This is a genomic window from Cellulosimicrobium sp. So1_17, from assembly GCF_055181235.1.
Window position 1 is genome coordinate 772,547 of the sequence record NZ_CM143702.1, and the last position, 17,820, is coordinate 790,366.

The window sequence follows — 17,820 nt, forward strand, 5'->3', positions numbered from 1 at the left end:
CCCTCGCCGGCCTGGCGGCGGCGCGGCGTCAGGAGGGGAGGGCGACGTCCGACGTCACGGGGACGGCACCTCGGAAGTTCCCGTGGCGCGCCCAGGTGAGCGTCACGCGGACGACGACGATGCCGTCGTCCGCGAGCGAGGCCGCGAACTGCGGGAACGCGGCGGCGTACGCCGCGGCGCACCGCTCCCGCTCCGCGCCGGAGGGCACGTCGGCCACGCCCTCGGCCTGCAGCGTCGTGCCGTCCGCGCCGCCGACGACGACCGCCACCCGTCCGTCGCGCCGCACGTTCGCCACCTTGCGCGACGACGCGCGCGCGTCGAGCACGAGCTCGCCCCGGTCCGTCGCCGTCAGCGCGAGGTACGCGGCCTGCGGTGCGCCGCCCGGACCGAGCGTCGAGACGACGCCGTCCCCGTGCGCGCGCACGTACGCCACCAGCTGCTCGAGATCCACGGGCGCATCGTACGGCCGCCCTGCCGCGCGGGGGAGGGGCGAACTACGATCGGGACCGTGACCAGCATCGGAGGCGACGACGCGCACGTGGACGCGCACCTGGTCGCGCACCTGCGCACGCTGGCGCTGCTGCGCCGCGTCCGCGACCGGATGGACCGCGAGTACGCCCAGCCGCTCGACGTGGAGGCGCTCGCACGCGGCGTGCACATGTCGGCCGGCCACCTCAGCCGCCAGTTCAGGGCCGCCTACGGCGAGTCGCCGTACTCCTACCTCATGACGCGTCGCGTCGAGCGCGCGATGACGCTCCTGCGCCGCGGCGACCTCAGCGTGACGGAGGTCTGCTTCGCCGTCGGCAGCTCGTCCCTCGGCACGTTCAGCACGCGCTTCACCGAGCTCGTGGGCATGTCCCCGAGCGAGTACGCGCGCCGTGCCCTCACGGCGGGTGCGGGCGAGCTGCCGTCGTGCGTGACCAAGCAGGCCACCCGACCGGTCAGGAATCGAGAAGCGCCGGCCGTGGACGTGCACCTAGCGTGAGAGGCATGGACATCACCCTGCACACCACGTTCCTGCCGCACACCGACCCCGAGGCCTCTCTCGGCTTCTACCGCGACCTCCTCGGCTTCGAGCTCACCATGGACGTCGGCGAGGGCGCCATGCGCTGGCTCACCTTCGTCGCGCCGTCGCAGCCCGACGTCCGCCTCGTCCTGACGCCGCCGGCCGCCGACCCGGGGGTCACCGACGCGGAGCGCCGCACCGTCCTCGAGCTCATGGCCAAGGGTGCCTACCAGTCGATCATCCTCGCCACGAAGGACCTCGACGCGACGTTCGAGCACCTCCAGGCCGCCGACGCCGAGGTCGTCTCCGAGCCGACCGAGCAGCCGTGGGGCGTGCGCGACTGCGCGTTCCGCGACCCCGCGGGCAACATGGTCCGCATCGACGAGGTCCGGTGACCGGCCCGTCCGTGGGGCGCTGAGGACCGCCGCCGTGTGCGTCCCCGGTCTGCCGCACGCCACCGCGCCCAGCGGCGGTGCGACGATGAGTTCTCGGGCCGCCGCCGGTCGTCCCCACCACGCCCCCCGCACCACGACCCGAAGGAGCCCCCAGGGTGACCGCAACGCAGACCCCGAGCCCCGCCACGACGTCGGGAGCGACCGCGCCGCACGCCGCCGACACCCACGACGTCATCCGCGTGCAGGGCGCCCGCGAGAACAACCTGCGTGAGGTGGACGTCGAGATCCCCAAGCGGCGGCTCACCGTCTTCACCGGGGTCTCGGGCTCGGGCAAGAGCTCGCTCGTGTTCGCGACCATCGCCGCCGAGTCGCGACGCCTCATCGACGAGACCTACTCGACGTTCGTGCAGGGCTTCATGCCGTCCCTGCCGCGACCGGACGTCGACGTGCTCGAGGGCATCACCACCGCGATCCTGGTCGACCAGGAACGCATGGGCGCCAACGTCCGGTCGACCGTCGGGACCGTGACGGACGCGAACGCGATGCTGCGCAACCTCTTCAGCCGCGTGGGAGACCCGTACGTCGGGCCGCCGACGGCGTTCTCGTTCAACGTCCCGACCTCGACGGCCAGCGGCGTGTTCAGCACGGACAAGGCCGACGGCACGACGGAGAAGAAGGTGGTGCGCAACCAGGTGTACCTGGGCGGCATGTGCCCCGAGTGCGAGGGCCGGGGCACGGTCTCCGACCTGGACCTGTCGGTCATCGTCGACGAGTCGAGGTCCCTCAACGACGGCGCGATCCTCGTGCCCGGCTACAAGGCCGACGGCTGGATGGTCAAGGGGTTCGCCGAGTCCGGGTTCGTCGACGGCGACAAGCCGGTCCGCGACTACACCGAGACCGAGCGGCACGACTTCCTCTACCGCGAGAAGGGGAAGGTCAAGGCGCTCGGGATGAACATGACCTACCAGGGCCTCATCCCCAAGCTGCGCGAGTCGGTGTTCAGCAAGGCCCCCGAGTCGCTCCAGCCGCACATCCGGGCGTTCGTCGAACGAGCGGCCGTGTTCGTGCCCTGCCCGGCGTGCGACGGCACACGGCTCAACGAGTCCGCCAGGTCGGCGAAGGTCAACGGGGCCGGCATCGCGGACGTGTGCCGCATGCAGATCTCCGACGCCGCCGACTGGGCGCGCGGCGTCGACGCCCCCGGCGTCGCCCCCCTGGTCGCGAGCCTGCTGCACCTGTTCGACAAGTTCGTCGAGATCGGCCTCGGCTACCTGTCGCTCGACCGGCCCGCGGGCACGCTGTCCGGGGGAGAGGCGCAGCGCACCAAGATGATCCGCCACCTCGGCTCCGCGCTCACCGACGTCACCTACGTCTTCGACGAACCCACCATCGGCCTGCACCCCCACGACATCCAGCGCATGAACTCCCTGCTGCTCGACCTGCGCGACAAGGGCAACACGGTGCTCGTCGTCGAGCACAAGCCGGAGGCGATCGCCATCGCCGACCACGTGATCGACCTCGGCCCCGGCGCCGGAACCGACGGCGGCACGATCTGCTTCCAGGGGACCGTCGAAGAGCTGCGGGCGAGCGACACGCTCACCGGCCGCCACCTCGACGACCGCGCCGCCGTCAAGGAGTCCGTGCGCACGCCGTCCGGCGCGCTGGAGATCCGGGGAGCGTCGCAGAACAACCTGCGAGGCGTGGACGTCGACGTGCCCACCGGCGTCCTGACCGTCGTCACCGGTGTCGCGGGCTCGGGCAAGAGCTCGCTGATCCACGGCAACCTCGCAGGGCACGAAGGCGTCGTCGTCGTCGACCAGGGCGCGATCAAGGGCTCGCGCCGCTCCAACCCCGCCACGTACACCGGCCTGCTCGAGCCGATCCGCAAGGCGTTCGCGAAGGCGAACGGCGTCAAGCCCGCCCTGTTCAGCGCCAACTCCGAGGGCGCCTGCCCCACCTGCAAGGGCAACGGGCGCATCTACACCGAGCTCGGGTTCATGGAGACCGTCGAGACGCCGTGCGAGGACTGCGGCGGCAAGCGGTTCATGGCGTCCGTGCTCGAGTACACGCTGGGCGGGCTGAACATCGCCGAGGTGCTCGACCTCTCCGTGGCACGAGCCCACGACGTCTTCCACGACGGCGACGCGAAGATCCCCGCCGCGCACAAGATCCTCGCGCACCTCAAGGACGTCGGCCTCGGCTACGTCAAGCTCGGCCAGCCGCTCAACACCCTCTCCGGCGGCGAGCGCCAGCGGCTCAAGCTCGCGATGCACCTGGGGGACTCCGGCGGGGTGATCGTCCTCGACGAGCCCACCACCGGGCTGCACCTCGCCGACGTCGAGAACCTGCTGCGCCTGCTCGACCACATCGTCGACTCCGGCAAGTCCGTCATCGTCATCGAGCACCACCAGGCCGTCATGGCCCACGCCGACTGGATCATCGACCTCGGGCCCGGCGCCGGGCACGACGGCGGCCGCGTCGTCTTCGAGGGCACACCCGCCGACCTCGTGGCGCAGCGCGCCACGCTCACCGGGGAGCACCTCGCCGCCTACGTAGGGGCCGAGCAGGGCTGAGCAACCCGGCGCGCACACCCCCAGCCGTTGCTCCCACACGCGGACCGTCCGACGATCGAGGTGTGCGCGTCAAGGTCCGCGGGCTGAGCATCGCCTACGAGCGCGCCGGGGCCGGGCCCCCGGTGCTGCTGCTGCACGGCTTCGTGGGAGACGCCCACGCCACCTGGGGCGCACAGCTCGACGCCCTCTCCGACGAGTTCACCGTGATCGCCTGGGGCGCACCCGGCGCGGGAGCGTCGGACGACCCGCCGGAGGAGCTCGGCATGGACGGCTACGCCGACTGCCTCGCTGCCGTCCTCGCGGCGCTCCGGATCGAGCAGGCCCACCTCGTCGGGCTCTCCTTCGGGGCAGCCCTGGCGCTCGCGGTCTCCCGTCGGCACCGCCGGGTCGTCCGGTCGCTGGCCCTCGTGAGCGGCTACGCGGGCTGGGTCGGCTCCCTCGGCCCGGAGGAGGCCGACCTGAGGCTGGCGCGCTCGCTACAGGCATCGACGCTGCCGCCCGACGACTTCGTCACCGCGATGGCACCGTCCCTGTTCTCACCCTCCGCCGAGGGCGAGCGAGTGGTCGCCTTCGTCGACAGCGTCCGCGCGACCCGCCCACGAGGCTTCCGGGCGATGGCCCACGCGAGCCACCCCGACCAGAGCCACGTGCTGCCCGACATCGACGTGCCCACCCTGCTGCTGTACGCCGACCACGACGTCCGCGCACCCGTCGCGGTCGGCGAGGCGCTGCACCACGCCCTACCCGGATCCGAGCTCCTCGTCCTCACCGGCCCCGGCCACGCCAGCCCCGTCGAGGCGCCCGAAGCCGTCACGCACGAGCTGCGCCGCTTCCTGCACGCCGCCGAACAGCGCCCCGGGTGACCGACGACGCCCGGACGCCACGCCACGACGCGGCACGGCACGGCACGGCACGGCACGAACCAGGCTCCCTTCGCCCGCAGGCGGCGTGAGGCGATTGCCCACCCCCAGCCCCTCTCGGCACAATCGCCGCATGCCCATCCTCCCGACCGACAGGGACCCCCGACTGATCACCGTGCGCCGCGGGGGATCCCTGACGGACGACCACCATCGTCTGCTCGCCGAGTGGGCGATCCTCTGCGCCGACCACGTCCTGCCCCTCTTCGAACAGGCCCGACCGGACGACACACGGCCCCGGGGCGCCCTCGAGACGGCACGCGGCTGGATGCGCGGCGACGTACCCGTGCGCGACGCCCACCGCGCCGCGTTCCCCGCGAACGCCGCCGGACGCGACCAACCCGCCCCCGCGAAGTACGCGGCGCTCGCGGCCGGGCAGGCGGTCGCGGTCGCGCACGTCGCGGCGCACGACCTCGGCGCCGCGGCGTACGCGATCCGTGCGGCGGCGGCAGAGGCAGCGACGAGGGGGCAGGGCGAGGCGGCCCGCGTCGCCGAGCGGGACTGGCAGCGCGAGCGGATCCCTGAGGAGGTTCGCGAGCTCGTCCTCGACGACCAACGCCTGAGGAGCCCGATCTGCTGGAACGTCTTCGACGACTGAGGCCGGCCGGTCCCGTACGGCCGAGGCTCAGCGCGCGCGTGCCAGGTCTTCCAGCTGGTCGTGCGCCGAGCGTCCCCACCCCGTCGGGTCCTCGCCGGGCGGCACGAGCGCCCAGGCGTGCCAGAGCACCAGGGTGTCCCACCAGCCGGCCTCGGCCGGTGTCAGCGGCCGGACGGTCTCGTAGCCCGCCAGGAACGTCGCACGGACCTCGGCCGAGACCGGCCCCCAGTTCCGGTAGCGCGTGCCGAGCATGACGGCCGACCGAGCCACCTCGACGACGCAGTGGTCGAGCCTGACCTCCTCGAGATCGATCACCGCGGCGACGTCCCGGCCCCGGCAGATCACGTTCGACGAGCGGAAGTCACCGTGCACGAGCTGCGTCGGCAGCCGGTCGGCGGGTGCGTCGTCGACCAGCCGTCGGAGGATGGTGCGAGCCGCTGCCGGAACGTGGTCGCGGAGCGAGCCGAGCCAGTCGGAGACCCGGGTCGCCACGGGGGCCGGGGGAGCGGCCGGCGCGACGGCCCGGTCGGCGTCGGGGTAGGTCGCGAGCGCGAGATGCAGCCGGGCGAGGACGGCACCGGCGGCTCGGACCTGCTGAGGGTCGTCGACGTCGAGCAGCTCACCGTCGACCACGTCCTGCAGGCTCATCGTGACGTCGTCGACCTCTACCTGGAGATCGCCGTCCAGCGAACGGACCGGTGCTGACACCGGCAGCCCTTCACGGTGGAGCCAGTGCGTGAGCCGAGCGACCTGCGTCAGCCGCGCGAAGCGCTCGGGCACGACCGACCACTTGGCGAGCCGGTCGCCCGACGGGGTAGCGACCCACGCCAGCGCGTTGTGGTCGCTGATCACGATCCGTTCGCACGCGTCGACCCGGACACCCCAGTGGTCGTCGAGGACCGTCGCGACCCAGCGAGCCGCCGAGCCCGCGTCCTGGAGACCGAACCTCTCGGCGAGCGCGTCGTGAGGGTCGCACGCTTCCCACAGCATCTCGAGCGTGGGCAGGGACGTATCGGCCATAGGTGCCATCTCAGCACGTCCAGCAGCCGGTGCTCCTCACGCGACCGGTCGTGTCGACGTCGTCCGGTCCGGCGTCGGCGTCGGCACCGGCGAGGAGCGGGGGAGTGCCGCACGCACCGGCGGCCGAAGGCTCAGCGGGTGCGGTAGCGCGTGTAGACGAGACCCGAGTCGAACGCACGCTGGTCCACGAGCTCGAGGTCGAGGCGCACACCGTCGGGGAAGAACCGCTTGCCGCCGCCGACCACGCTCGAGGTGGTGAACAGGTGGTACTCGTCCACCAGGCCCGCCGCGATCGCCTGCGCGGCGAGGTTCGGGCCGTCGACGGAGAGGTCGTGATCGGTCTCGGACTTGAGCCGGCGCACCGCGTCGGGGTCGAAGGTTCGCTCGATCCTGGTCCGCTCGCTCGATGGCGACTCCAGCGTCGTGGAGTACACGACCTTGTCCGCGGCCTGCCAGTCACGGGCGTACTGCACGATGTGCGGGGGAGCGTCGGGGTCCTCGTGCGCGGTCTCCCAGAACACCATCGTCTCGTACATCCGCCGGCCGTAGAGGAACGTGCGCACGGGCCGGAAGAGGTCACCGATGAACGTGTGCACCTCCTCCACCTCGGCGCCGACGCCCAGGTCGCCCTCCGCCGCCTCGGCGTAGCCGTCGAGCGAGGTGATCATCGAGTAGATGAGCTTGCCCATGTCGTCTCCTTCGCCTGACCGAGTCGATGTGCCGGGGCCGCGAAGGCTGTGACCTGCGCGCGACCTGGAACTCATCGCACGGGTGCGCGGATCACACGAGGAGAGCCTGTGGGCCACCTGCCAGGGCGAGTCACGTCACGCTGATGCTCGTGTGGGCCGGTACCGCTGGGCGACCACCCCGGACCGGAACTCCTGGCGATCCACGAGCTCGAGCTGGATGCGCTCGCGCAGACCGGCGAGCAACGTCGGTCCGTGCCCGGCGAGCACCGGCTGCACGAGGAAGACGTACTCGTCGATCAGTCCCAGGTCCGCCAACGCCAGGGGGAGCGTCACGCCACCCACGAACAGACCCTCGCCCGGCTCCTGCTTGAGCCGCTGAACCGCTTGCCCCACGTCGCCTCGCACCAGCTCGGCGTTCCAGTCGACCCCGCTCAGCGTGGACGACACGACGTGCTTCTTCGCGCGGTCGAGGGTCTCGGCGAACGGGATCTCCCACTCGTCCATCCAGTCGGGCCACGTGCCCGAAGCCGGTCGCCGCCACGCCGACTCCATCATCTCGTAGGTCACCCGGCCGAAGATCACGGCATCGGCTCGTGCCATCTCGGAGGTCCAGTAGCGCATCGACTCCTCGTCGGGGGAGAGCCCTGCCTCGTGATGGCAGCAGCCGTCGAGCGTGACGTTGATCGAGTAGCGAAGTGGTCTCATCTCGTTCCTCTCCCGTGATGCGCGCGCAGCGCGAGTGGCCGGACAGTGCTCAGACTGCGGTCGGCGCCACATCTCATCGGCTCCCGATTCCACCCGGCAGGGGCGCGCGCCGGGCCTGCGAGTGGCCTCTCACCCCGGGTGTCGCACGGGTCCCCGGTGTCCGGAACTCTGCTTGACAGAATTACTGATCGGACTCAGACTTGATCATGCTCGGTGAGCAGCCAGGAAACGGGGGCTGCACGGCGACATCGACCGGATGGTCCCGCCCGGGGTGCGCCGACGCCCTGCTACAGCGGCCCCTCGACGCGCGTGTGCGTTACCTCCCGGACTTCGGGCACGGGGCCGCGTCGAGAGCCGCGAGCCGCGAGCCGTCACCGCGCTCACCAGCCGCTCCCTGCACCACTGACCGCCATCCCGTAGGAGACAGAGGACCATGCGAGCGTTCGTGTTCGACAAGTACAAGCAGGCCGTCCACGAGGCCGACGTGCCCGAGCCCGACGTGGGCGATCGCGACGTGCTCGTGAGTGTCGCGGCTGCGGGGGTGAACCAGCTGGACGAGAAGATCCGGGACGGAGAGTTCAAGGCAATCCTGCCCTACAAGACCCCCCTCGCCCTCGGGCACGATGTCGCCGGCACCGTCACCCGCACCGGCGCGCGCGTCACCAGGTTCACGGCAGGGGACCAGGTGTTCGCCCGCCCCCGGGACGGGCGGATCGGAACGTTCGCCGAACGCATCGCGATCGACGAGGCCGACCTCGCTCCCGCCCCGGCCACGATCAGTCCCGTCGAGGCGGCGTCGCTCCCGCTCGTGGCGCTGACCGCGTGGCAGGCGCTCGTCGTCAAGGGCAACGTGACGCCGGGCCAGAAGGTTCTCGTCCACGCCGGTGCCGGTGGGGTCGGCACCGTCGCGATCCAGCTCGCGAAGCACCTCGGCGCACAGGTGGCGACCACGGCCTCGGGCAAGAACGCGGAGTTCGTCCGAGACCTCGGCGCTGACGTCGTGATCGACTACCGCACGCAGGACTTCGAGACCGAGCTCTCCGGATACGACCTGGTGCTGGACAGCCTCGGCGGAGAGAACCTCGAGAAGTCCCTGCGCGTCCTGCGCCCAGGTGGGAAGGCGATCGGGATCTCCGGCCCGCCAGACCCTGCGTTCGCCAGGGCGGCGGGCCTGAACCCGGTGCTACGCCTAGCTGTCTCCGCGCTCAGCGGGAAGATCCGTCGGCAGGCGAAGAAGCTCGGCGTGAGCTACGAGTTCCTCCTCATGGCCGCCGACGGCGACCAGCTGCGGCAGATCGCCGCCCTCGTCGAGGACGGCACGCTGCGTCCCGTGGTGGGAAAGACGTTCCCGTTCGACCAGACCCCGCAGGCACTCGAAGCCCTGGCCCAGGGCGGACTCCGCGGCAAGGTCGTGATCACCGGCGCGTGACCCCACTCCAGCCACGCATCAGCCAGCACGACGAACGGCCGAAGGAGTCACCATCATGAGCACCGTCGACGAACCCGTCATCACGTCGTACGCCGAGGCCCCGGCGAAGACCGTCACCGCGGGAGGCACCACGTTCGCCTACCGCGAGCTCGGCCCGAAGGGCGGCATCCCCGTCGTGTTCTTCGTGCACCTCGCGGCGACCCTGGACAACTGGGATCCGCGCATCGTGGAGGCGATCGCGAAGACACGTCACGTGATCACGTTCGACCAGCGCGGTGTCGGCGCCTCCTCCGGCACCGTCCCCGACACGATCGAGGAAGCAGCCGACGACGCGTACGCCTTCATCACGAAGGGTCTCGGTGACGACACGATCGACGTCTTCGCGTTCTCCATGGGCGGCATGATCGCCCAGGACCTGGTCGTCAAGCACCCCGACCTGGTGCGCAGGCTCGTCCTGACGGGCACCGGTCCTCGCGGAGGCAGGAACATCGACAGGGTCGTGGGCGTGACGTACTGGGACATCGTGCGCGCCACCGTCACCCGGTCCGACCCGAAGGAGTTCCTCTTCTTCAACCGGGACGGGGTCGGCAAGAGGGCCGGCAAGGCATTCGTGGAGCGGCTCCAGGAGCGCACCGTCGACCGCGACAGGTCCATCAGCCCCACGGCGTTCCGGACCCAGCTGAAGGCCATCCAGAAGTTCGGCCGCTCCGCGCCCTCGGACCTTTCGGTGATCACCCAGCCCACCCTGATCGCCAACGGCGACAACGACCGCATGGTGCCCTCCATCCTCTCCGCGGACCTGCACCAGCGCATCAAGGACTCCGAGCTGATCATCTACCCCAACTCCGGGCACGGCGGCATCTTCCAGTACTGGGAGCAGTTCGCCCCCGTCGCCGCGAAGTTCCTCGCCCCGTGATCCATCGGGATCACCGAGCCGGAAGGGCGCTACGACAGGCCAGGCGGCGGTGAGGCGCCAGCCGACCATGCGGGGAGACAGCCTCTCCCGGCAGTATCCGCAGTGCCGTCAGCGCGGAAGGATCGCTGCGACCTGGGTGCGGATGCTCTCGAGGAGCCTCGGGATGCTCGACTCCGCGTTCAGGCTTGCCCCCAGCTCCAGAAGCAGGATCGCCGAGACCACCCGGGCCAGCGTCGCGGCCTCCGCAGCGGGCAGCTGCGACCGGCCGGTCAGGACGCTGGCAACGGCCTCCTCGGTCTCCGCGACGATCGACAATGCCTCGGCGTGGTGGGGCTCGCCCGGATCGCCGAAGGCCATCTCCCGGAGATACGTACGGCCGTTGTCGACCTGGACCCGGTTGCACTCCACGACCGGGGCGACCAGCGCCATCACCCCGTCCAGCGCCGTCGCTGCATCCGCGGCCGCGGCGCGTCCGCGTTCCAGGGCCGCTGCGTAGTGGGTGTTCTGCACGAGGAGCAGCAGTTCACCCTTGGTGTTCGCATACAGAAAGAGGGTGCCCGTACCGATGTCCGCCGCGTCGGCGATCTGCTGCGTGGTGACCTCGTCCACCCCGTGCTTCTCGAACAGCTCGCTCGCGGCCGCGGTGATGCGCTCGAGCTTGGCCTGCTTGTTCCGCTCGCGTCGCCCGATCGGCGGGATGGCCACTGACATCGTGCTCCTCCGGGAATGGTCCGTGACGTACCTCAGTCAGTTCTGAGTATAGTCACTGTCGAGTTCGGGCCGCCGGACGCGGTCAAGGAGCTCGGGCGGCCTCTGCGCTCCTGTCCGAGCGGCGACAGCGAACAGGCTGCGGCCGCTGGGGGAGTGCGACGCCTGGAGCCGAGCCGTGACTCGGTCGAACCAGGGGGTGGTCAGAGCACCGAGCACCACCGCAGCCTGGTTCCGTCCATCCCGTTCGCCCATCGCACCACCGTCCGTAGACGGTCATGTGGGGGTTCGGCATCAGATGCAGCTCGCCGTAGTGAGGTAGGTGTGCATGAATCGACTGATGCGACTGATGCGACTGATGCGAGTGATCAGCGCTCGCGCGGGGGAGCGAGGCGACCTCAGTGGCGTCCTCTGGCGCTAGGGTCGCCCCGTGGCAGGACGCGAGATCGTGACGCGGTATCGGTTTGCGCTCCCCAACGGGACCTCGCCCCGGGCGGCGCGGGCGCTACGCCTTGCCGTCGTCAGCGTCGCTTTGGGAGCGATCACGTGTTGCTCGAGCGTTGCGGGTGCCGACCTGACGGCGTACTGCCAGCCTGAAGACCCGACTGTGACGCCGCAGAGTGCGGCACCTGGCGATGTCCTGCAGGTCGAGACCGTTGGGCGCGAGGGCGACGTGGACTGCGAGCCGAGCATGCCGGACCGCGCTCGGTACGAGGTCTCGATAGCGTCTGAGGAGCCCGACGGCGACCCCGACATGGACCGCTACACGACGACTCTCGGTTCTCTGGACCCTGAGAGCGACGGCTCTGTGCGGGGCACCATCCGCGTCCCGGACGACATCCCGATGGGCAGGGCCGAGGTGTCCCTCAGGCTCCAGGGCGCCAAGACGATCTGCGAGATCGACCCGAGCGTCGGTTGCGCACAGAACCCCTTCGCCCCGATAGAGATCATCGAGTGATCCGTACGGAGGGGCGAGGCAACCGACCAACGCGCACGTCGATCTCGCTGCGAGGTGCGAGTCCTTGCATCCAAGGCAACTCGCGGTACTTGCACGCCGATAATGTACATTATGTCATTTCGCTGAGGACAGAGGTGTCGTCGTGCATCACCGGGCGGCGGTGAAACCTCCCCCCGAGCATGACGACGACGACTGCACATGCCGCGGCCCGACCGGCCCGCGCCGTCGTCGTGCCCACGGCACCCGTCGCCGAGCTGCGGTCGCCGAGAACGCGCCGTGAGCGCCCACGCGTCCGTGACGGCGAGCCGCGGAACGTGTCGAGCTTTCTGGGCGCTCTGGTCGCCGTGCCGGTCGTCATCGTCTCGCTCGTCGCGTTCCTGCTCGTCGCCGTCGCCGCCGGCCTCGCGACGGCCTGCGTCTGGACCTGGCGCACGGTGTCCCCTGCGCGCTCCGCCCGGCCGGTGCCGACCCCGCCCCACGGCAGCGCCTTCGGCGCGACGACTGCCACGGACACCACCAGCGAGCCCTCGAGCCGACGCGACGGCCCCGCGACCACGGCGTCGCTCACCCTGGCCAGGGACCGCGGGTTCGGCTACGATCTCTAGAATCGGACATTCGGGCTAAACCACTGTGTTTAGGTCAACACCGTCCTGTCGGAGCGGTGACGCCCAGGACGCGCACAGCCGTCCTGCGTGGGTCCCGCTCATCGCCTGAGCGGTCCTCGCGCGGCCACCTCGTGCGGCGGCGCAGCGCCTCGAGGGGCGGGTGCTCGTCCGCGCGCCCTCGTGACAGGGTGGATCCCGTGCCCCCGGAACCACCGCCTGCGTCGTCCGCTCCCCCGCCACCCGTCCCCGGTCAGGTCCCGCCCCGCGCCCGGACGGTGCACCTCATCACCCACCCCGAGGCGACCCACCACGTGGACGGGATCGTCGGGGGTCAGCACGACTCTGACCTGACGCCGGCGGGTGCCCGCGCAGCGGACCGGCTCGGCGCCGTCCTGCGCGACCGGATCCCCGGAGCCGCCGGTACGGGCATCGTGGCCTCGGACCTGCGGCGCACGCGCCGGACCGCGGACGCGATCGGCCGCGCCCTCGACGTCGTGCCGAGCTACGACACCCGCTTGCGCGAGAAGTCGTACGGGGTCGCCGAGGGCCGGCCACAGGAATGGTTGGACGCCCGCTTCGTCCCGCCCCCGCGGGTCGGTGACCGGCTGCGACACCACGAGGGCGTCGACGGCGCCGAGACGCGTCTCGACCTCGCGCTCCGCGTCTACACGGCGACGTCGGCCGCTCTGGCATCGCACGACGGCGACCACCTCGTGATCGTGACGCACGGCTTCGCGGCGACCTTCGTCGTGGCCGCGTGGATCGGGATGCCCGTCGAGGCGGCAGGGCACGTGACCTTCCCGGTGCCGTCCGGGAGCATCACGACGCTGCGGGAGGACGCGTTCTTCGGCAACCGTGGCGTCGTGTCGCTCGGCGAGGTCGTCCACCCGCTCTGACCTGCGGTGTCGGTGCCCGGGCCTAGGCTCGGCGTGCCCGGCCGCCCCTGGCCGGCGTCCACGCCGAAGGGAGACCGCGAGGGATGGTCGCGCCGCCCCGCCTCGATCTCGTCACCGTCCAGGACGCCGCCGACCGCTACCTCGCGAGCGTCGCGTCGCAGACCGTGCGCGGCGTGCTCTCGGTCACGACGCAGCGCAGCTACGTCCGCGACGTGCGCGAGTTCACGCGACTCGTCGGTCCCGGGCGCACCCTGGACGACGTCACCGGCGACGACGTCGACGACGTGCTCGTGCGCTACCAGACGACTCCCGACCTCCGCTACCAGGACGCGACCCGCAAGCCCGGCGGCACCGGCCGCTCCCCCGCGACCGTCAACCGGTTCCGGCAGTCCCTCACGCGGTTCTTCGCCCACGCGTCCCGAGAGGGGTGGGTGCAGGCCGACCCCATGCAGTGGGCCGCTCCCCCGGCCCGTCTGCGCGACGGCCTCCGGGTCGCGCGCACGGCCCTCTCCGCAGGGTCCGCGGCGGCGCTGCTCACGGTGGCCACCGACGACGCGCCGGTCGGCCCCTCGCGTCAGGACCACGACCTGCGCCTGCGGGACCGCCTCGTCGTCGCGCTGCTCCTCGTCCTGGGGCCACGCGTCTCCGAGCTCGTGCGCGCAGATGTCGACGACTTCGCCCGCGAACCTGACCGGACGCGATGGCGCATCCACGGGAAGGGCGGTCACGTACGGACTGTCGAGCTGTCCCCGCCGCTCGCGGACGCCCTCGAGGAGTACCTCGCACGCCTGCGCCCGCTGCTGCGATCCCGTCGTCCGGACGACGCCGACGCGCAGCGCGCGCTGCTGCTCTCGTGGCGCGGGCGCAGGATCGACGCCCAGGCCGTGCGCGCCCTGCTGCGCCGGTGCATCGACCGCATGCCCGACCAGTACCGGCGCGAGGCCACACCGCACGCGCTGCGGCACACGACCGCGACCCTCCTGGCGGCCGACGGCTGGGACGTCAAGGTCGTCGCGGAGCTCCTCGGTCACGCGTCCATCGCCACGACCGGCGTCTACCTGGACCGCATCGAGGGCGAGCTCGCCGCGGCGATCCGGTCCCACCCCCTCAGCGGGGCGCTCGCGGGGGGTCAGGAGGCGGGCCCCAGCCACAGCAGCGCGGAGTAGTGTGCGCTGCATGGTCGCGAACCGGCGCGAGGACGCGCTCCGGCGGCTCGAGCTGGTCGAGACGGACGAGCTCGCACCGGACGACGCCGCCCGGCCCGACCCCTCGTACGGACGACGCGCGACACCCGGGGAGCGACACCTCCCGGTCGAGCCCTCCGCCGGTGGTGGCCCCCCGTCGGCACGACGACGCGTCGTGACGGCGGTGGTCGCCGTCGCCCTGGTCGCCGCGGTCTTCGTGGCGAGCAGCCTCTGGCAGTCGCGTGCCGGTCGCCTCGCCCTCCTCGACGCGCACGGCGGGGTCGCGTCGCTCGCGACCCCGCCCGTCGGGCAGTGGACGACCAGCACGACCGGTCTCGACGTGTGGGCCCTCGGCGACGCCGTCGTCGTCGTGAAGTCGGACACCGTCGTGGGACTCGACCCGTCCGACGGAGAGGCGCGCTGGTCGGCCGACCTGGGCGGTCCGCCGCGCTGCGGTCCCTCGCCCGAGGACCTGTCGAGCGCACCGCTGGAGGCGCTCGTGTGCCTCACCGGCCCTGAGGACGACCCGCGGGCCTGGGTCCTGAGCGCGGACGGGACGGTCGCCTCGCGCACCGACCTCGGCGACGGCCTCGGGCAGGCGGTCGCCGTCCCGGACGGCCACGTCGTGCGGTGGCAGCGCACCGGCGGCGTGCTCGAGGTCGCCGTGCAGGACGCCACGGACGCCTCGGTGCGCTGGCGGTCCACGGTCGCTCCCGACGACCTCGCCCGGACCGACCTGTGCCGCCCTCAGGTGTCGGCGTACGCGACGGCGCGCGTCGAGCACGGCCTGATCGTGCTGCGCGGGTGCCGGCTCAGCGCCGTGTTCACCCTCGACGGCGCCCGCGTCGACGACCGCGGTGAACCCGTGACGTCGCAGGTGCTCGGCTCTCGCGCCGAGACCTTCCTGCGCACGACGAGCGGCTCCGCGACGGGCGCGGTCCAGATCACCGAGCTCGTCCGGACCGACGGGACGGTCGAGCGCATCGTGCCCGGTCGTCCTCTCGTGCCTCTCGCGTCGGACGGCACGGCCGACCCGACCCGGCTCCTCCTCGTACCGAGCGGCGTGCAGGCGGTCGACCTGTCCGGGAACGAGCGCTGGACGCTCAGCGGCACCGTCTCCCAGGTCGTGGCGGTGGCCGACGGCACCGCGGCGCTCGACCTCGGGTACGTCGTCCTCGGCGTGGACCTCGCCTCCGGTCGCGAGGTCTGGTCGTGGGAGCGCGCGAGCCTGGGGACGACCGACCAGATCGTCGGCGCCTTCACCGACGGGGTCGTCGCCGCACTCGTCATCACCTCGCTCGACGGCTCCGGCGGTGCTCGGGTCGTGGCGCTCGACCTGGAGCGGGGCGACGTCGTCTGGGACGAGGAGTACCCGCTCGGCGCGGCCGGGTTCAGCGCGGTCGGCGGACGGCTGGTCCACCTGGACCCGGCGCTCGGTCAGCTCGTCGTGCACGAGTGACGCGAGGCCACCGACGGAGCCGACGTGCGAGGGACGTACCGCGCGGCGACGCTGGGAGGAGCCAGGCGGCGGCACGACACCCGCCGCACCCGTCGACCGAGGAGGCGACCATGCCCAGGCGTGACCCCGGACCGAGCGTCAAGGACCCGGAGCTGTACGAGAAGCTGCGCGACGAGGGCGACTCGAAGGAGAAGGCGGCGCGCATCGCGAACGCCGCCGCCGGGTCGTCCCGGAAGTCGGTCGGCCGCAAGGGTGGCACGAGCGGCGACTACGACGACTGGACCGTCGAGAAGCTTCGTCGGCGTGCGGCGGAGATCGGCATCGAGGGTCGCTCCTCGATGCGCAAGGCCGAGCTGGTCAAGGCGCTGCGCTCGCACTGATGTCGTGACGGCTTCCCCGGGCGGCGTCCCGGGGCGCCCAGCAGGACGGACGGGACGGACGTCACCCGCGCGCCCCTCGCCGCTGCGCTCGCATCGCGGGCCGCGGCGACTACGGTGAGCACGTGCGCATCCTCCCCGACACCTCCTGGCAGCTGGCCCGGCGCATCGCGGCACGAGCGCTCGTCCTCACCGTCGCCGTCCCGGCGACGGTCGCGGGCGCGCTCGTCGTCGCCGACGCGATCCGCAAGCGACGCAACACGACCGAGGCCTCGTTCCCGAGGTCGGCGCCCGCCGAGGCCGAGGTCGCCGGGACGACGGCCACCGTCTACACCTTCGGCGACGACCTCTACCAGGAGATGCTCGCCGCGATCCGCGGTGCCCAGCAGTGCATCCTGCTCGAGACGTACATCTGGAAGGCCGACGCGGTCGGTGAGCAGTTCAAGCAGGCGCTGGTCGAGGCGAGCGAGCGGGGCGTCCAGGTCTTCGTCATCTACGACGGGTTCGCCAACCTCGTCGTCCCCCGCGACTTCTACGACCTCCCCGAGTCGGTCCACGTCATCCGGTACCCCGTGTTCCGGCCGGGGATCCTCATGCTCAACGTCCGCAAGTCCGGGCGCGACCACCGCAAGATCCTCGTCGTCGACGACGAGATCGGCTTCGTCGGCGGCTACAACATCGGCGCCCTGTACGCGACGCAGTGGCGCGACACGCACGTCCGGCTCGAGGGGCCGAGCACGTGGGAGCTGCGGAACGCGTTCGTCGACTTCTGGAACGCGAACCGCGCGGAGGGCCAACCGATGCTCGCCGACCCGGGGTCGATGCACTGGGAGCCGCGCCTGCGCGCCGCCCGCAACGCGCCCGCGCACCTGGTGTTCCCCATCCGCGGCATCTACCTGGACGCGATCGACCGCGCGAGCTCCCACGTCTACATCACGCAGGCGTACTTCATCCCGGACCGCGAGATCCTCGCGACGCTCCTCACCGCGGCAGCGCGCGGCGTGGACGTGCGCGTGCTGGTCCCCGAGCGCTCCAACCACGTCGTCGCCGACTGGCTGGCGCGTGGCCTGTACACCTCGCTCCTCAAGGGCGGCGTGCGCATCCACCTCTACCTGGACGCGATGGTGCACGCGAAGACCGCGACCATCGACGGCCGGTGGACCACGATCGGGACCGCCAACATCGACCGTCTGTCCCTCACGGGCAACTACGAGGTCAACCTCGAGATCACGGACGAGGGCGTGGCGGAGCAGATGGAGAAGATTTTCGCGGTCGACCTGTCGAACACGCGTGAGCTGACGCTCGCCGAGTGGGAGACCCGGTCGCTCGCCGCCAAGCTGGGCGAGGTCGTGCTCACACCGCTGCGCCCGCTGCTGTAGCGCGCT

General features: G+C 71.8%; 19 protein-coding genes. 14 read left to right on the top strand and 5 right to left on the bottom strand.

Translation table 11 applies throughout. The features are described from left to right. Positions 1–28: 28 nt before the first annotated feature. On the bottom strand, positions 29–451 hold the full coding sequence (locus ACZCLJ_RS03410) for a pyridoxamine 5'-phosphate oxidase family protein (RefSeq protein WP_463105475.1): 423 nt from the start codon (positions 449–451) through the stop codon (positions 29–31). Between the two features lie 150 nt (positions 452–601). Here ACZCLJ_RS03410 and ACZCLJ_RS03415 point away from each other — a divergent pair, with 150 nt between their 5' ends. The 5 genes from ACZCLJ_RS03415 to ACZCLJ_RS03435 all read left to right on the top strand — a co-directional run bounded on the left by ACZCLJ_RS03415 (position 602) and on the right by ACZCLJ_RS03435 (position 5,489). Continuing rightward, positions 602–985: a helix-turn-helix transcriptional regulator gene (locus ACZCLJ_RS03415; RefSeq protein ID WP_463106345.1), complete on the top strand. Its 384-nt coding sequence runs from the start codon at positions 602–604 to the stop codon at positions 983–985. A gap of 5 nt (positions 986–990) precedes the next feature. After that, entirely contained in the window at positions 991–1,401 is a 411-nt protein-coding gene (locus ACZCLJ_RS03420) for a VOC family protein (RefSeq protein ID WP_251150982.1), read from the top strand. Between the two features lie 155 nt (positions 1,402–1,556). After that, complete coding sequence (locus ACZCLJ_RS03425) at positions 1,557–3,974, top strand: ATP-binding cassette domain-containing protein (RefSeq protein WP_463105476.1); 2,418 nt, start codon at positions 1,557–1,559, stop codon at positions 3,972–3,974. A 62-nt stretch (positions 3,975–4,036) separates the two neighbouring features. Continuing rightward, positions 4,037–4,837, top strand: coding sequence for an alpha/beta fold hydrolase (locus ACZCLJ_RS03430; RefSeq protein WP_463105477.1), 801 nt, complete (start codon positions 4,037–4,039; stop codon positions 4,835–4,837). Positions 4,838–4,967: 130 nt separating this feature from the next. Then, positions 4,968–5,489 carry a putative immunity protein gene (locus tag ACZCLJ_RS03435; RefSeq protein ID WP_251150979.1) on the top strand — a complete coding sequence of 174 codons (522 nt, stop codon included), beginning with the start codon at positions 4,968–4,970 and terminating at the stop codon, positions 5,487–5,489. A gap of 27 nt (positions 5,490–5,516) precedes the next feature. Here the strand turns inward: ACZCLJ_RS03435 and ACZCLJ_RS03440 are convergent, their stop codons facing one another. The 3 genes from ACZCLJ_RS03440 to ACZCLJ_RS03450 all read right to left on the bottom strand — a co-directional run bounded on the left by ACZCLJ_RS03440 (position 5,517) and on the right by ACZCLJ_RS03450 (position 7,903). Next, positions 5,517–6,509, bottom strand: coding sequence for a phosphotransferase enzyme family protein (locus tag ACZCLJ_RS03440; protein WP_251150978.1), 993 nt, complete (start codon positions 6,507–6,509; stop codon positions 5,517–5,519). Between the two features lie 131 nt (positions 6,510–6,640). Next, positions 6,641–7,198 carry a dihydrofolate reductase family protein gene (locus ACZCLJ_RS03445; protein WP_463105478.1) on the bottom strand — a complete coding sequence of 186 codons (558 nt, stop codon included), beginning with the start codon at positions 7,196–7,198 and terminating at the stop codon, positions 6,641–6,643. A 135-nt stretch (positions 7,199–7,333) separates the two neighbouring features. Continuing rightward, complete coding sequence (locus ACZCLJ_RS03450) at positions 7,334–7,903, bottom strand: dihydrofolate reductase family protein (protein ID WP_463105479.1); 570 nt, start codon at positions 7,901–7,903, stop codon at positions 7,334–7,336. A 433-nt stretch (positions 7,904–8,336) separates the two neighbouring features. Between ACZCLJ_RS03450 and ACZCLJ_RS03455 the strand changes: the two genes are divergently transcribed. After that, positions 8,337–9,332 (top strand): NADP-dependent oxidoreductase, encoded by a 996-nt coding sequence (locus tag ACZCLJ_RS03455; RefSeq protein ID WP_463105480.1) that lies wholly within the window; start codon positions 8,337–8,339, stop codon positions 9,330–9,332. 55 nt (positions 9,333–9,387) lie between these two features. Further along, positions 9,388–10,248: an alpha/beta fold hydrolase gene (locus ACZCLJ_RS03460; protein ID WP_463105481.1), complete on the top strand. Its 861-nt coding sequence runs from the start codon at positions 9,388–9,390 to the stop codon at positions 10,246–10,248. Positions 10,249–10,356: 108 nt separating this feature from the next. Here the strand turns inward: ACZCLJ_RS03460 and ACZCLJ_RS03465 are convergent, their stop codons facing one another. Then, complete coding sequence (locus tag ACZCLJ_RS03465; protein ID WP_463105482.1) at positions 10,357–10,959, bottom strand: TetR/AcrR family transcriptional regulator; 603 nt, start codon at positions 10,957–10,959, stop codon at positions 10,357–10,359. 427 nt (positions 10,960–11,386) lie between these two features. On the opposite strand from ACZCLJ_RS03465, the gene ACZCLJ_RS03470 reads away from it, so the two are divergent. The 7 genes from ACZCLJ_RS03470 to ACZCLJ_RS03500 all read left to right on the top strand — a co-directional run bounded on the left by ACZCLJ_RS03470 (position 11,387) and on the right by ACZCLJ_RS03500 (position 17,814). After that, entirely contained in the window at positions 11,387–11,914 is a 528-nt protein-coding gene (locus ACZCLJ_RS03470; protein ID WP_463105483.1) for a hypothetical protein, read from the top strand. A 179-nt stretch (positions 11,915–12,093) separates the two neighbouring features. Continuing rightward, positions 12,094–12,519, top strand: a complete 426-nt coding sequence (locus ACZCLJ_RS03475; protein ID WP_463105484.1) for a hypothetical protein — start codon at positions 12,094–12,096, stop codon at positions 12,517–12,519. A gap of 197 nt (positions 12,520–12,716) precedes the next feature. Further along, positions 12,717–13,415 (top strand): histidine phosphatase family protein, encoded by a 699-nt coding sequence (locus ACZCLJ_RS03480; protein WP_463105485.1) that lies wholly within the window; start codon positions 12,717–12,719, stop codon positions 13,413–13,415. Between the two features lie 83 nt (positions 13,416–13,498). Beyond that, on the top strand, positions 13,499–14,581 hold the full coding sequence (locus ACZCLJ_RS03485; protein ID WP_463105486.1) for a tyrosine-type recombinase/integrase: 1,083 nt from the start codon (positions 13,499–13,501) through the stop codon (positions 14,579–14,581). 10 nt (positions 14,582–14,591) lie between these two features. Continuing rightward, entirely contained in the window at positions 14,592–16,058 is a 1,467-nt protein-coding gene (locus ACZCLJ_RS03490; protein ID WP_463105487.1) for an outer membrane protein assembly factor BamB family protein, read from the top strand. A gap of 110 nt (positions 16,059–16,168) precedes the next feature. Next, the gene (locus ACZCLJ_RS03495) at positions 16,169–16,438 is read left to right on the top strand and encodes a DUF7218 family protein (RefSeq protein ID WP_251150967.1); all 270 of its coding nucleotides are present in this window, start codon (positions 16,169–16,171) and stop codon (positions 16,436–16,438) included. A gap of 122 nt (positions 16,439–16,560) precedes the next feature. After that, positions 16,561–17,814, top strand: coding sequence for a phospholipase D-like domain-containing protein (locus ACZCLJ_RS03500; protein ID WP_463105488.1), 1,254 nt, complete (start codon positions 16,561–16,563; stop codon positions 17,812–17,814). Positions 17,815–17,820 lie beyond the last annotated feature (6 nt).